The following is a 14,479-nucleotide window of genomic DNA, read 5'->3' as shown; positions in this document are numbered from 1 at the left end:
CCCCTGTGAAGACCTACGACGCCATCACCCTGACCACCGACGGCCCCGTGGCGACCATGACGCTGAACCGCCCGCAGGTGCGGAACGCCATCGACGACGCCATGCGTTATGAAATGCTGGATGCCCTCGACCATGTCGCGAAGGAGGAGGGCATCCGCGCCCTCGTCATCACCGGCGCGGGCAAGGGATTCTGCTCGGGCGGCGATATCAGCGCCATGCAGCAGCGGCTGAGCGCGCCGCATGGCGCAGTGGGCATCAATGGCTGGCGGCGCCAGCACCGCACGCATCACATGATCTCCGCCCTGCACACCCTGCCCAAGCCGACCATCGCCGCGGTGAACGGCGCGGCCACCGGCCTCGGTTGCGACCTGGCCCTCTGCTGCGACTTCGTCATTGCGGCGGATACGGCGGCGCTCGCGATGACCTACGTGCTGCGCGGGCTCATCCCGGACGGCGGCGGCATGTACTTCCTGCCGCGCCGCGTCGGCCTCTCCCGCGCGAAGGAGCTGATCTTCACCGGGCGCACGGTGCAGCCGGACGAGGCACTGCGGATCGGCATGATCGACCGCGTCGTCCCGGCCGAGAGCCTGCTGGCGGAGGCCCAGGGCTGGGCGGGCGAGCTCTCGCGATCCGCGCCGGGCGCGGTGGCGCTGAGCAAGACCATCCTGGACCAGAGCTTCGAGCTGACGGCGGAGCAGGTCTTCGCCATGGGCAGCCAAGCCCAGGGCATCTGCTACGCCTCCCAGGACCACCTGGATTCCGTGAGGGCCTTCATGGCGCGCAGCGCCAAGCGGAAGGAGGCCTCGTCTTGAACGCCATCGCGCGTCTTCTCTCCCCCCGCAGCGTCGCGGTGGTCGGCGCTTCCGCCGATGCCACCAAGATGACGGGCCGGCCGGTGGGCTATCTGCGCAAGCACGGCTTCACCGGGGAGATCTACCCGGTCAACCCGCGCGTCAGCGAGATCGGCGGGCTGACCTGCTACCCCGATATCGCCTCCCTCCCTCGGGCGCCGGACGCGGCCATCGTGCTGCTGGGGCCGGACCGCGCCGAGGCGGCGGTGCGGGATCTGGCTGCGCGGGGCACGGCGGCGGCCATCGTGCTGGCCAGCGGCTATGGCGAGGCGGATGCCGAGGGCGCGCGGCGGCAGCAGGCGCTGAAGACGGCTGCGGGTTCCATGCGGCTGCTCGGGCCCAACACCATCGGGCTGGTGAACCTGACGGACCGCATCACCCTCTCCGCCACCGGCGCGCTGGAAATGGGCAACCTGCGGGCGGGCTCCATCTCCGTCGTGTCGCAGAGCGGGGGCATCCTCGGCTCTCTCCTCTCGCGCGCGACGGATCGCGGCATCGGCTTTGCCAAGCTGGCCTCCACCGGCAACGAGGCCGACCTGGACAGCACGGATCTGATCGAGCACCTGCTCGACGATGAGGCGACGCGCGTCATCGCCGTCTACATGGAGGGCCTGCGGCGGCCCGAGGTCTTCCGGCAAGTGGCGTTGCGCGCAGCGGCGATCGGGAAGCCGATCGTCATCTTCAAGGTGGGCCGGTCGGAATCCGGGGCCCGTTCCGCCAGCTCCCATACCGGTGCGATGGCCGGGTCGGACCGCGTCTATGACGCGCTGTTCCGGCAATGCGGCGTGATCCGCGCCGAGACCTTCGCGGACCTGCTGGATATTCCGGCGGCACTGGCCACGGGGCGCCGGGCCGTGGGGAGGCGCGTGGCGATCCTCACCTCCACCGGCGGGGCGGGCACGCTGGTCGCGGATAGCCTCGGCCTTGCCGGCTTCGCCGTGCCGGTGCCGGATGACGCGACGGCGCAGCGGATCGGCACGCTCACCGGGGAGCCGGCCTCGGCCGCTCGCAACCCGGTGGACGTGACCCTGGCGGGGCTGCGCTCCGACATCCTTCGCGGCACCCTGGACGCCTTGCAGGAGAGCCCTTCCTATGACGCGACGGTGGTGATCGTCGGTTCCTCCTCCCTGGCGCAGCCAAGCCTGGTGGCCGATGCGGTGGTCGAGTGCCAGGCACGCAGCGAGAAGCCCATCCTTTGCTATGTCAGCCCGCATGCGCCGGAGGTGACGAGGCTCCTGAACGGCCAGGGTATCCCCGCATTCACGGCGCCGGAGAGCTGCGCCGCGGCCCTGGCGGCCCTGCAGCCCCGCCCGGCGCCCGCCGCCGCGGTGCCGGAGACCGCGCTCGTCGATCCGAATATCGCCGCCCTGCCGCCGGGGCCGCTGAACGAGGCCGAGAGCAAGGCGCTCTTCGCCCGCTTCGGCCTGCCGGCCGCGCGGGAGGTGGTGGTGCAGGATGCCGCCGGGACCGAGGCCGCGGCTCGGGGGCTGGGCGAGCGCGTGGTGCTGAAGGTGCTGTCGCGCGCGCTTCTTCATAAGAGCGATCTCGGCGGGGTGGCGGTCGGGCTTTCCGCCGAGGCGCTGCCGGCGGCTGCCACCGTGATGCTGGAGCGCCTGAGGGCCGCTGGCGCTCCGCCGCCCGAGGGCTTCCTGGTTCAGGAGATGGTGCGTGGCGGAGTGGAGATGATCCTGGGCTTCCACCGAGACGCCCAGCTCGGCCCGGTGCTGCTGCTGGGAATGGGCGGGGTGACAGCGGAGCTGCTGCAGGACACGGCGCTGCGCCTGCTGCCCATCACGCGGCCCGATGCGGAGGGGCTGGTGGCGGAGCTGCGGACGGGCGCGCTGCTCAGGGGCTACCGCGGCGGGCCGCCCGCGGATGTGCCGGCCCTGGTCGATGCCATCCTCGCCTTCGCCGCCATGGCGGGTGCTGCCGGCGAGCGACTGCTGGAGGCGGAGATCAATCCGCTTTTCGTTCTGCCGGAGGGGCAAGGGGTGCTCGCGGCCGACGGGTTGGCGGTACTGGGCTGAGGGCGCCGGTTTGCGGTGCCACGGCGCCGCCGCCCTGAACGGCCGCCTGCGCCTCAGGGCGGGAGGTCCGCCGCGGATTGCCGGACGAGGAAGCGGGCCCCGTTGAGAGCGCGCCGGCCCCCGGAGCCGGAAGCAGGGCCGAACCGGCTGCGGGCCACCCGGTCTTTCCTGCCAGGCCGGGCCGCACTATGGCTGGCGCCCTTCTGGCCCAGGGAGATCCCATGACTGAGCACCGACCCGCCGCCAGCAGCCTTGCGTTCCTTCCACTGGACCGCCTGGACGACGCGGTGCTCGACCTGTCCGCGAGGATGGAGAGGCTGGGCACGGTCGCCGCGGAGCAGGCCAGGCGAGCCGATGCCATGGAGACGAGGGCGGCGGCGCTTGAGCGCGAGCTCGCCATCTCGGAGGCGAAGCTTGCGGTGGAGATGATGCATTCCGCGGGGCTGGCGGCGCAGGCGTCCCACCTGATGGCGCTCGCCATGGAGGCTGAGCTTCTGCCCCCTCCGGAGCTGACCGGAGAGGCGGATGGGGGCGGCGCGAAGGGCAGGCTGGCGCAGGTCTATGCCGAGGCCTTCGATGCCAGGGGTGCCGAGCTGGGCATCGAGGATCCGGCCCGGTTCCGGGAGGCATGAGGGCAGGGGCGAGCAGGGGGTAAGGCCCCGGCCGCCGCGGCACGAAGGGCTGGTCCGTGCGGGGAAGCTCCCGCATTCCCGGCATGCCCGTGGCGGTTGACGGTCGGTCATCGGATGTGTTCTCGGGCGGCTCCTCCCGCTGCCGGCGCGCCGAGCCGATCCCAGGCAAAGAGTACCCATGATCCGTCTCGATTCGATCAGCAAGCAGAGCGGCCAGCAGCTTCTCTTCATCGATGCCTCGGCGACCCTGCAGCGCGGCGAGAAGACAGGGCTGGTCGGCCCCAATGGCGCCGGCAAGACCACCCTGTTCCGCATGATCACCGGGCGGGAGCTGCCGGATGAGGGCCAGGTGCTGGTGGACCGCGGCGTCAGCATCGGCTTCTTCAGCCAGGACGTGGGGGAGATGTCCGGCCGCAGCCCCGTGGCGGAGGTGATGGACGGCGCCGGCGACGTCAGCACCGTGGCGGCCGAGCTGGCTTCGCTGGAAGCCGCCATGGCGGATCCGGAGCGGGCCGATGAGCTCGACGGCATCATCGAGCGCTTCGGCGAGGTGCAGGGGCGGTTCGAGGAGTTGGGCGGCTACGCCCTGGAAGGCCGTGCACGGGAGGTGCTGGCAGGCCTCGGCTTCAGCCAGGAGATGATGGAGGGCGACGTCGGAAAGCTGTCCGGCGGCTGGAAGATGCGCGTGGCGCTGGCGCGCATCCTGCTGATGCGCCCCGACGTGATGCTGCTGGACGAGCCCAGCAACCACCTGGACCTGGAGAGCCTGATCTGGCTGGAACAATTCCTGAAGGGCTATGACGGCGCGCTGCTGATGACCTCGCACGACCGCGAGTTCATGAATCGGATCATCAACAAGGTGGTGGAGATCGACGGCGGGACCCTGAACTCCTATTCCGGCAACTACGAATTCTACGAGCAGCAGCGCGCCATGAACGAGCGGCAGCAGCAGGCGCAGTTCGAGCGCCAGCAGGCCATGCTCGCGAAGGAGATCAAGTTCATCGAGCGCTTCAAGGCGCGTGCATCCCACGCCGCGCAGGTGCAGAGCCGGGTGAAGAAGCTGGAGAAGATCGACCGCGTCGAGCCACCGAAGCGTCGTCAGACCGTGGTGTTCGAGTTCGGTCAGGCGCCGCGCTCAGGCGACGACGTGGTGAACCTGAAGGGCGTGCACAAGCGCTACGGCAGCAAGGTGATCTACGAGGGCCTGGACTTCCTGGTGCGCCGCAAGGAACGCTGCTGCGTGCTGGGCACCAACGGCGCCGGGAAGTCCACGCTGCTGAAGCTGGTGGCAGGCGCGACCGTGCCGGATGAGGGCACGGTTTCGCTCGGCGGCAGCGTGAAGATGGGCTACTTCGCCCAGCATGCCATGGAGCTGCTGGACGGCGATCGCACCGTGTTCCAGGCGCTGGAAGACGCCTTTCCGCAGGCGGCGCAGGGCTCGCTCCGGGCGCTGGCCGGCTGCTTCGGCTTCTCCGGCGGCGAGGTGGACAAGAAGTGCCGCGTGCTCTCGGGCGGGGAAAAGGCGCGCCTGGTCATGGCGCGCATGCTCTACGATCCGCCGAACCTCCTGGTGTTGGACGAGCCGACCAACCACCTGGACATCGCGACCAAGGAGATGCTGATCGGCGCCCTGTCGGGATATGAGGGCACCATGCTCTTTGTGTCGCACGACCGCCACTTCCTGGCCGCGCTGTCCAACCGGGTGCTCGAGCTCACGCCCGAGGGAATCCACCAATATGGCGGCGGCTACACGGAATACGTGGCGCGCACCGGGCAGGAGGCACCCGGCCTGCACAGCTGATCGGGTCAGGTCCCGTCGTTCCACCGGGCTCTGCGCGGCTCCGGGCGGGTCGTTTCGAAGCGCCAGATGCCTTCCGCTGTTCCATGGCGCTGGACCTGGCCACGGCGGCGCAGGTGAGAGAGGTGGGCGAGAGCCTCCGACAGGGCGAAGGCGAGCTGCCGTCCTTCAAAGGTCCTGTCGAAAAGAACCGGCAGGGCTTCCGATGCGGTGAGACCCGAACCCAGGCTGCCCGCGAGCCGTGTCAGGGCGGTCTCGTGGTGCTGCCGCAGTGTCGCGATACGGCCGCGCAGGTCGCGGAAAGGCTCCCCGTGGGACGGGAGCACATGCGTCCCGGCTGGCATGCGCGAGAAGCTCTCAAGGGCGGCGATGAAAGTGCCGAGGGGGTCCGCATCGGGTTCGGTGGGCTGAAGCCCGATATGCGGCGAGATCCGCGGCAGGATGTGGTCCGTCGAGATCAGGATTCCTCCGGCCTCGTCGTGCAGGCAGGCCATTTCCGGCGAATGGCCGGCCCCGATCCGCACCCGCCATTGGCGGCCGCGTGTCTGGAGGAGGTCCCCCTCGGCGAGGGGTTCGTAGGTGCGGGGCAGCGGGGCGACGGTTCTGCGATAGGCGAAGCCCTCCTGCCGCAGCCAGGCCAGATGCTGCGGGCCCGCGCCGGCGCGACGCTGGAAGTCGATGAACAGCTCCGCCAGCGCCGCCTCGTCCTCCGTCAGCAGAAGGCGCGTCCTCTGCCATTCGCTGCGCGGCATGAGGAGCGGCACGCCCCATTCAGCGCAGATCCACCCGGCCAGCCCCACATGGTCCGGGTGGAAATGCGTGACCAGAACGCGCGTGAGGGGACGGCCGCCGAGCGAGTCCGCGAAGATCCCGCGCCACAGCGCGCGGGTGGCCGCGTCGCCCGCGCCGGTATCGACCAGCAGCCAGCCCTCTCCATCCGCAATGAGCCAGCAGTTCACATGCGATGGCGGTCCCGGCAGCGGCATGCAGGCCCGCAACAGCCCCGGCGCCACCGTCGCCAGCGTGCCGGGCGCCGGCCGGACGGGCCCGGGTTGGCTCACGCGTTCACGCCGGCATAGGCCTCGCGAAGCCGACGCTTGAACACCTTCCCCATGCTGTCCCGCGGCATGTCATCCACCAGCCAGATGCGCCTCGGGACCTTGTAGCCGGCCAGATGTTCCCTCAGGTGCTCCCGCAGCTGCTGTGCGGAGGCTGCGGCGCCTTTGTGCGGCTGTACCGCCGCGACCAGGGCCTCGCCGTATTCGGCATCCGGCACGCCGAAGACGGCGCAGTCCAGCACGCCGGGATGGGTGATGAGCGCGGCCTCGATCTCGGCGGGATAGATGTTCACGCCGCCGGAGATGACCATGTCCCGCTTGCGTTCGGTGATGAAGAGGAAGCCCTCCTCGTTCAGGTAGCCGACATCGCCGTTGGTGACATGCCCGTCCCGCTCCACCTGGGCGCGCTCCTCGGGCATGTTGTGGTAGGTGAAGGGAAGCGCGTTCGGCCCGGAATCGACGTAGATCTCGCCGACCTCGCCCGGCGGCAGAACGCGGCCGTCCTCGTCGAGGATGCGGATGGAGGTGCCGGGCAGGGCGCGCCCGACCGTGCCGGGGAACCGCAGCCATTCCTCCGAGCGGGAGGCGGCGATGAGGCTGGCTTCCGTGGAGCCGTAGGTTTCGGAGAGGATCGGACCCCACCACTCGATCATGCCGCGCTTCACCTTCGGCGCGCAGGCGGAGCCACCATGGGTGACGCCTTCGAGCGAGGAGACGTCGTAACGGGCGCGCACCGGCTCGGGCAGCTTCAGCAGCCGCACCAGCATGATCGGCACCAGGGCAAGGTGGGTCAGCCGGTGCTCCTCGATCGCCCGGAGCAGACCCTCGGCGTCGAAACGCGGCATGACCACGATCAGCTCGGCCTGGGCGAGTGCCACGCGTGCGCTGGAGGCCGGGCCGGCATGGTAGAGCGGGCCGACCACTGCGGTTCGCATCCCCTGCCGCGCGCCCCCCACGAGGTTGCGGATGCGCCGTGCGGAATCGTGCTGCTCCGGTGTTCCGGGAAGCCGGCGCACCCCCTTGGCCCGTCCAGTGGTGCCGGAGGTGTAGAGCATCATGCCCAGGGAGGGCGGTGTCGGTGCGGTCCGGGGCGGGTGCGCATCGCGCCAGCCCGGCCAGTCCAGCACACCGGGCGGAACGGCGGGAGCTGCGCCGATCCCGTAGGCTTCCAGGACCTCGGGCGGCGTCGGCGCGACGATCACCGTCACATCACCCGGCACCGAGGCGGCGATCGAGGGTAGGAGGTCGGCATGCACGATCAGCACGCGGGCCCCGCTATCCGTCAGCACATGCGCGGCCTCGTCCGTGCGGAAATGCCAGTTGATCGCCACCAGCGCCGCGCCGAGCCGATCCGCGGCCAGGATGACCTCGAGATAAGCGGGCTCGTTCCGCATCATCACGGCGATCCGGTCGCCCGGCACGACGCCCAGCGCCGCCAGCCCCGAAGCCGCGCGGACCGCGCCGTCGCGCAGCGCCTCTCCGCGGATGGCGGCGGCGCCGAAGATGATCGTCTGGCTCATGCGTCCACGGGGTCCATCGCGCCGAGGCGGCTGAGACGACGGCCGGCCGCCACGGCCTCCGCCATCAGCGTGTCGATGATCGTCTCCATCGGTTCCACCGCCCCGGTGAAGGCGGCGGCGGGGCCGCAGGACAGCATCCCGCGCTCCACCTCGCCGTTCCGGTAGGCGTGGTCGCGTGACTTCGTGCCCCCCACGAGGTCGGCGAACTCCTCGTAGCTGCGGGCGCCCGCCGCCTCCCGCCGCAGCACCTCCCGCGCGGCCTCGTTTTCCAGCACGCGCCAGGCACCCATGGGATGGGTGCCGGAGAAGGTCAGGACGGAGGAATCGTGCTCGGCTGCGACGATCCGGGCCTTGTAGGCCGGGTGTGCCCAGACCTCCTCGGCCGCCAGCAGGCGGGAGCCGAGCAGCACGCCCTCCGCGCCAGCGGCCAGGGCGGCCAGGACCCCGTCCCCGCTCCCGATCCCGCCGCCGATCACCAGTGGGACGCGCAGGCTTCGCGCGGCCATGGGCGCGACGACGAAGGAGGAGAGTTCCGCATTGCCGGGATGGCCGCCCGCCTCCCGCCCGATGATGGTGATGGCGTCCGCTCCCGCGCGTTCCGCGTTCAGCGCGTGGCGGAGCAGGGGGCATTTGTGGATGGCCAAGCCGCCGGCCTCGTGGATCCGGTGGATCAGGTCCCCTGGCGCGCGCCCCACCGTCTCGAAGTGGCGGACGCCGGCGCGGAGGGAGAGGTCCAGCCACTCGTCGAGGTGGAGGTTGTGGTTCTCCACCCGTGAGACGTTGAGGTTCACGCCAAAGGGCAGGCCGTCGCACAGCTCGCGGCAGCGCACCAGCTCCCGCGCGAAGGCGCCGGGCCCGGGGAAGGAGCGGGGCGTGAGGAAGGCCATGCCCCCCGCCCGCACCACGGCGGCGACGTAGCTCGCGTCCGAGAGCCACATCAGCCCGCCCGCGAGGATGGGGTGGCGGATGCCGAACAGTTCCGTGATGCGCGTGCGGAAGACGGGGGGATGCATGGCGCTGCTCCTCAGGGCATCGCGTAGCCGCCGCTCGCGCCGATATGCTGGCCGGTGACGAAGGCCGCGCGGTCGGAGGCGAGGAAGGCCACGACCCCGCTGACATCCTCCGGCCGGGAGAGGCGGCCGAGGCCCTTGGCGGAGGGATAGGCGTTCAGCATCTTCGCCAGGCGCTCGTTGTTCTCCGGCGTGGCATCGGCGCTCGTCGCCTGGCCGGGCGCGATGCCCTCGTGCGAGACGGCCCCGAGCACGACGACATTGACGGTGACGCGGTCCCGGCCATGCTCCTTCGCCAGCGCCTTGGTCAGGCCTATGATCGCGGCCTTGGCGCCGGAATAGGCGGCCAGCCGCGCCTCGCCGATGCGGCCGGCCTCGGAGGCGATGGAGATCACTCGGCCCCATTTCTGCGCGACCATGTCGGGCAGGACGGCGCGGCAGCAATACATCGTGCCGAAGACGTTCAGCTCCACCGTCTGGTGCATCTCGCGGTCCGGCGTATCGACGAAGAGCGGCGGCATCCCGCCCTTGGCGCGGCGCTCGGGCGTGACGCCCGCGTTGTTCACGAGGATGGCGATGGGCCCTAAGGCCTCGCGGCCCTTCGCGACGAGCGCGTTCACGGATTCCACCTGGGTGATATCCCCCGGCGAGGCCACGGCCTCGCCGCCGGCATCGCGGATCTCCTGCGCCACCGCCTCCGCCCGCTCGGGGAAGAGATCGTTGACGATCACCTTCGCGCCCTCCGCGGCCAGTTCCTTGCAGATGGCGCGGCCGACGCCCTGGCCGCCGCCCGTGACCAGCGCGACCTTGCCCTTCAGGTTCAGTTCCATGACGTTCCCTCAGCGCCCGACATAGACGGGCTTGCGTTTCTCGACGAAGGCGCGGAAGCCCTCGCGGCGGTCTTCGCTGTCGGTCAGCATGCCGGCGGCGTAGCGCTCGAACTCGAAGCCGGCCTCAAGCCCGCCCTGCATCCCCGCATTCACCGCGCGCTTCGCGAAGGCCACCGCGAGCGGCGGCATCTCGGCAATCCTGCGGGCCGTCTCCATGGCGGCCCCGAGCACGTCGGCCTCCACCACCTTGCTCACGAGCCCGATGGCCAGTGCCTTCTCCGCCGTCATGTGCTCGGCGGTGAACATCAGCTCCTTGGCCATGCTCGCCCCGACGACCCGCGGCAGGGTCTGCGTGCCGCCGGCGCCGGGGATGGCCCCCAGGCGTACCTCCGGCAGGCCCAGCTTCGCATGGGCGGCGGCGTAGCGGATGTCGGCGGTCAGGGCCAACTCCATCCCGCCGCCGAGCGCCACGCCGTTGATGGCGGCGATCAGCGGGCGCTCGAACTCCATCATGCCGCGGATCAGCTGGTGCGTGGCCTTCTGGGCCATGAAGTACTCCGGCCCGCTGCGGCGCAGCTCCGCCCGCTCCTTGATGTCGGCGCCGGCGCAGAAGGCGCGGTCCCCCGCGCCGGTGAGGATGACGCAGCGCAGGCCCGCATCCTCCTTGGCCAGCCTGAAGAAAGCGGTGGCCAGGTCCTCCTTCATCGTGCCGCCGATGGCGTTCATCCGGTCCGGCCGGTTCAGGGTCACGACGGCGACGCCATCCGCTGATTCGTAGATCAGCGTTCCCATTTCCTCGCGCATCCGCCTCTCCCTCAATCCCGCTGCAGCACGTGGCCGACGGCCACGGAGCCCAGCCCGATCATGTGTGCCAATGCCGTGCGCGCGCCGGGGTGCTGCCGACCCTCCGCCTCGCCGCGCAGCTGTCGGACGATCTCCGCGACCTGCCCCGCGCCGGTGGGCCCGATCGGGTGGCCCATGCCGAGCAGCCCGCCCGAGGGATTCACCGCGCAGCCCCCGCCGCCGATGTCCCACTTGCCCTCGCGGAGTTGCGCCGCGCCTTCGCCGAGAGGGCAGAGGCCGAGCGCCTCCGCATAGACGATCTCCTCGATGGTGAAGGCGTCGTGGAGCTCGATGATGTCGATCTCCTCCATGCCCACCCCCGCCGCCGCCAGCGCGGAGAGGCCGGAGCGTTGCACCATCTCGACGAGGCTCCAGCCCTCATCCGCCACCGCGTGCTCGGAGGAGGAGACGGAGGACAGCACGCGGATCGCCCGGCCGCGGTCGAGCCCGTGCCTTCGGATGGCCTCCTCGCTCGCCACGATCACCGCCGCCGCGCCCTCGCCGCGCGGGGTGCATTGCAATGAGGTGAGGTCACCGGCCACGGGGTTGGAGTTCAGCACCTGCTCCAGCGTGCGCGGCTTGCGGAACTGGGCGTAGGGGTTGCGCGCCGCGTTGCCGTGGTTCTTCACGGCCACCCGGGCCATGTCCTCCCGCGTCAGCCCGTAGCGGTCGCGCCAGGCGCGCGCCATGAGGGCGAATTTCACGGCCGGGATTTCGGCGGCCGGCGTAAGGCGGGGGATGCCGTCCTTATGCGCCGCGCGCTGCGCCGTGCCGAACTTGTCGACGCCGAGCGCCAGCGCGATCTCGTGCTGGCCGCTGGCGACCATCAGGCAGGCGCTGCGGAAGGCGGAGGAGCCGGAGGCGGAGGCGTTCTCGATCTGCATCACCTCCAGCCCCGTGGAGCCGATATGGCGCAGCATCACGCGCCCTGCGGCCATGCCGATGGCGCCGGTGCCGATGGCGGCGAAGGTCACGTCCGGCCAGGACAGCCCGGCATCCCCGAGCGCCTGGCGCAAGGCGGTCAGGCCGAGGGTGACGTAGGGCGTCTCGGTCGGGAACTGGTAGGGGTGCATCCCGATGCCGACGACGCGCACGGGGCGCATGGAGGCCAGGCCGCTCATGCCGCCACCCGGAAGCGGCAGGCGAGCACCGGCCCGCCTTCCCGCTCCTCCGGCACCAGCACGGCCCGCACCTTCGTGCCGGGGGCGGGCTCCTCCGTGCCCTCGAGGATGCCGTCCAGCACGATGCCCTCCTCCAGCCGCAGGCGGGCGACGAGCAGCGGCACCTTCATGCCCGGGGAGAGCGGCTGGTGCACGGTGACGCAGAGCAGGACCTCGCCCCGCCCGCTCAGCTCCACGGCGTCGGCCGCCTCGGCCGGCGTGCCGCTCCCGCCGATGCCGTAGGGCGTGCGGGGGAAGGCGAGGGCGCCCGTGGCGGGGTCGCGCAGTGCCAGCAGCACGGCGCCGTCGTTGGCGCCCGAGGGGGCGTAGAGGGATGGGTCGAGGAGTTCCAACTCGTCTACTCCAGTCGGATGCCGGCGCGGCGGATCACCTCCGCCGCGCGCTGCCGCTCGGCGGCCAGATGGGCGGCGAAGTCCTGCGGCCCGGCCCAGTAGGCTTGGCTGCCGAGGTCCTTCATCCGCGACGTGAAGACGGGCCCCTGCACCGCGCCCCGCAGCGCGGCGGAGAGCCGCGCGACGACGGGGGCGGGGAGGCCGGCGGGGCCGACCATGCCGAGCCAGGTCGTGATCACCACCCCGGGCACGATGTCCTTCAGCAGCGGGACCTCCGGCATCTCCTGGAAGGGCTCGCTGCCGGTCTGGGCGAGCGCACGCAGGACGCCGTTGCGAAGGTGCGGCGTGGTGGTGGAGACGCTGTCGATCATGAAGTCCACGGCGCCGGCCACCAGGTCGGTAATGGCGGGGCCGCTGCCGCGATAGGGGATATGGGTGATCTCCAGCCCGCCATACGCCTTCAGCATCTCGCCCGCGATGTGCATGGAGCTGCCGACGCCGGCCGAGGCGTAGTTCATCCTCCCCGGCCTGGCCCGCGCCGCGTCGATCAGCGAGCGCGCGTCGCGGTAGGGGGAGCTCGCGGGCACGACCAGGACGAGCGGGCCGCTGGTGGCCTGCGCGAGCGCGGTCACGTCCCGCGCGGCATCGAAGTTGAACCTGGGGTCCAGCAGCGGGTTGACGACAAGCTGCCCGGGGCTGGCCAGCATCAGCGTGTACCCGTCCCGCTCCGAGTGGACGAGCAGGTCGGTCGCGACATTGCCGCCGCCACCCGAGCGGTTCTCGACGACGATGGGCTGACCCAGGGCCTCGGCCAGAAGCGGCTGCAGCAGGCGTGCCGCGATGTCGGTGGCCCCGCCCGGCGCGAAGCCCACAAGCAGCTTGACGGGCCGCGTGGGGTAGGCCTGTGCCTGGGATGGGCGCGGCACGAAGGGGGCCAGCGCCGCGGCGGCCAGCAGGTGGCGTCGGATGGGCCTCATTGCGGGCGAACCCCCGCCAGCTCCACCCCGCGCGCGGCGCGGGCGCGCTCCTCGGCGAAGAAGGCCTTGAACGCCTCCGGCCCGAGATAGGCGGGGCCATTCCCGACCGCACGGAGGCGCGCCGCCGTCTCCGGCTCCTCAAGCGTTGCGCGCGTGGCATCGTCCAGCCGGCGGACGAGCGGGTCCGGCAGGGCGGCCGGCGCGGCGATCGCGGTCCAGCTCTGCACCACCACCTCAGGGTAGCGGTCGGAGAGCCGGGGGAGGTCGGGATAGACAAGATCCGGCAGGGATCCACCATTGGCGATGACCCGGAGCTGGCCGGATTGCACCTGCGGCAGCAGCGTGCCGCGGCTGTCGAAGAGGAAGTCGACTTCGCCGGAGGCGAGGGCGTTGATGGCCGCCGCGCTGCCGCGATACGGCACATGGGTCGCCTTCGCGCCGATGGCGTTGAGGAACACCTCCGCGCCCACATGCATGGCGAAGCCGATGCCGGGGGAGCCGTAGTTCGAGGCGTCGCCCTTGCGCTTCAGATGCGCGATCAGCCCATCCACATCCGTCACCCCGATCGAGCTGGGGACGGCGAGGAGGAAGCCGCCCGCGGTGATGCGGGACACCAGGCGGATGTCGCGCACCGGATCGAAGGGGAGGTCCCGGTAGAGATAGGGGTTGAGCGTCAGGATGCCGCCGGAGATGACCATGATCGTCTGGCCGTCGGGCGCGGAGCGGGCGAGGAACTCCGCGGCGATGTTGCCGCCGGCCCCGGGGCGGTTGTCCACCACCACGGGCTGGCCCAGCCGCTGCGCGAGGCCGGGCTGCACGATGCGCGCGATCAGGTCGGTGATGCTGCCGGGGGAGGAACCGCAGACGGCGCGGACCGGCTGCCCCTGGGCGGCAGCCTGCCGCGCGGCCAGGAGCGGGGGCGCGAGGGTCAGGGCGGCCATGACGGCGCGCCGCGGGATGGACATGGACGATCCTCCGTGAATCCGCCGCGTTGCCCGCCGCTGGACCTTGAAAACCGAGTGAGTGACCGAATGGTACTTGAAGTGACTTCAGAGTCAACTCTGATGACGCACCCTAACAGGTTGCTGAAGAAGTCGGCCCTCGACGCGATTTGAGGAACATGATTCACCTCCGCAGGGCAACCGCGGGGTTGATGATGCGGGGGACGGACGAGACGAGCGGGTCGCTGTTCAGCTACGTCGATCTTGAGGCGCGCATCCCGGCGCGGCATCCCCTGCGCAAGATCCGGCAGGTGGTGAACGAGGCGCTGGCCAGCCTGGATGCCGATTTCGAGGTGCTTTACACCGACTTCGGCCGCCCCTCGATTGCGCCCGAGCGGCTGATCCGAGCGAGCCTGATCCAGATCCTGTTCTCGGTCCGCTCCGAGCGGCAGCTGATGGAGCAGATGCAGTATAACCTG

General features: G+C 71.0%; 14 protein-coding genes. 5 read left to right on the top strand and 9 right to left on the bottom strand.

The genetic code is table 11. The features are described from left to right. The first annotated feature begins 5 nt into the window (after positions 1-5). The 4 genes from BUB97_RS11420 (at position 6) to BUB97_RS11405 (ending at position 5,311) form a co-directional block, all read left to right on the top strand. Positions 6-812 (top strand): enoyl-CoA hydratase/isomerase family protein, encoded by an 807-nt coding sequence (locus tag BUB97_RS11420; protein WP_245818277.1) that lies wholly within the window; start codon positions 6-8, stop codon positions 810-812. Beyond that, positions 809-2,878 carry an acetate--CoA ligase family protein gene (locus BUB97_RS11415; RefSeq protein ID WP_073134828.1) on the top strand — a complete coding sequence of 690 codons (2,070 nt, stop codon included), beginning with the start codon at positions 809-811 and terminating at the stop codon, positions 2,876-2,878. The genes BUB97_RS11420 and BUB97_RS11415 overlap by 4 nt, the downstream gene beginning before the upstream one ends. A gap of 221 nt (positions 2,879-3,099) precedes the next feature. Continuing rightward, entirely contained in the window at positions 3,100-3,510 is a 411-nt protein-coding gene (locus tag BUB97_RS11410; protein WP_073134826.1) for a hypothetical protein, read from the top strand. A 178-nt stretch (positions 3,511-3,688) separates the two neighbouring features. Then, positions 3,689-5,311, top strand: a complete 1,623-nt coding sequence (locus tag BUB97_RS11405) for an ABC-F family ATP-binding cassette domain-containing protein (RefSeq protein WP_073134824.1) — start codon at positions 3,689-3,691, stop codon at positions 5,309-5,311. A gap of 5 nt (positions 5,312-5,316) precedes the next feature. On the opposite strand, the gene BUB97_RS11400 is transcribed toward BUB97_RS11405, so the two are convergent. Genes BUB97_RS11400 through BUB97_RS11360 form a run of 9 tightly spaced genes read right to left on the bottom strand, consistent with a single transcriptional unit; the run spans position 5,317 to position 14,024 of the window. Next, positions 5,317-6,369: an MBL fold metallo-hydrolase gene (locus tag BUB97_RS11400; protein WP_073134822.1), complete on the bottom strand. Its 1,053-nt coding sequence runs from the start codon at positions 6,367-6,369 to the stop codon at positions 5,317-5,319. Further along, positions 6,366-7,886 (bottom strand): AMP-binding protein, encoded by a 1,521-nt coding sequence (locus tag BUB97_RS11395; protein ID WP_073134820.1) that lies wholly within the window; start codon positions 7,884-7,886, stop codon positions 6,366-6,368. Before BUB97_RS11395 ends, BUB97_RS11400 begins: the two co-directional genes overlap by 4 nt. Next, positions 7,883-8,899 carry an NAD(P)H-dependent flavin oxidoreductase gene (locus tag BUB97_RS11390; RefSeq protein ID WP_073134817.1) on the bottom strand — a complete coding sequence of 339 codons (1,017 nt, stop codon included), beginning with the start codon at positions 8,897-8,899 and terminating at the stop codon, positions 7,883-7,885. The genes BUB97_RS11395 and BUB97_RS11390 overlap by 4 nt, the downstream gene beginning before the upstream one ends. 11 nt (positions 8,900-8,910) lie before the next feature. Next, on the bottom strand, positions 8,911-9,726 hold the full coding sequence (locus BUB97_RS11385; protein WP_073134814.1) for an SDR family NAD(P)-dependent oxidoreductase: 816 nt from the start codon (positions 9,724-9,726) through the stop codon (positions 8,911-8,913). A 9-nt stretch (positions 9,727-9,735) separates the two neighbouring features. Then, a complete protein-coding gene (locus tag BUB97_RS11380) occupies positions 9,736-10,530 on the bottom strand; it encodes an enoyl-CoA hydratase/isomerase family protein (protein WP_175562619.1) in 795 nt (264 codons plus the stop codon). Between the two features lie 11 nt (positions 10,531-10,541). Continuing rightward, positions 10,542-11,690, bottom strand: coding sequence for a thiolase family protein (locus tag BUB97_RS11375; RefSeq protein WP_073134812.1), 1,149 nt, complete (start codon positions 11,688-11,690; stop codon positions 10,542-10,544). Beyond that, positions 11,687-12,082 (bottom strand): Zn-ribbon domain-containing OB-fold protein, encoded by a 396-nt coding sequence (locus tag BUB97_RS11370; protein ID WP_073134810.1) that lies wholly within the window; start codon positions 12,080-12,082, stop codon positions 11,687-11,689. The genes BUB97_RS11375 and BUB97_RS11370 overlap by 4 nt, the downstream gene beginning before the upstream one ends. 5 nt (positions 12,083-12,087) lie before the next feature. Further along, complete coding sequence (locus BUB97_RS11365; RefSeq protein WP_073134808.1) at positions 12,088-13,059, bottom strand: Bug family tripartite tricarboxylate transporter substrate binding protein; 972 nt, start codon at positions 13,057-13,059, stop codon at positions 12,088-12,090. Next, the gene (locus BUB97_RS11360) at positions 13,056-14,024 is read right to left on the bottom strand and encodes a Bug family tripartite tricarboxylate transporter substrate binding protein (protein WP_073134804.1); all 969 of its coding nucleotides are present in this window, start codon (positions 14,022-14,024) and stop codon (positions 13,056-13,058) included. The genes BUB97_RS11365 and BUB97_RS11360 overlap by 4 nt, the downstream gene beginning before the upstream one ends. A 191-nt stretch (positions 14,025-14,215) precedes the next feature. Here BUB97_RS11360 and BUB97_RS11355 point away from each other — a divergent pair. Next, on the top strand, positions 14,216-14,479 hold a 264-nt coding region (locus tag BUB97_RS11355; RefSeq protein WP_139281335.1), incomplete at its 3' end, for a transposase.

It is taken from the genome of Muricoccus roseus (genome assembly GCF_900141905.1).
Lineage (GTDB): Bacteria > Pseudomonadota > Alphaproteobacteria > Acetobacterales > Acetobacteraceae > Roseomonas > Roseomonas rosea.
The sequence above is the reverse complement of the archived record's forward strand: the minus strand, read 5'-3'. Positions and strand labels throughout refer to the sequence as shown.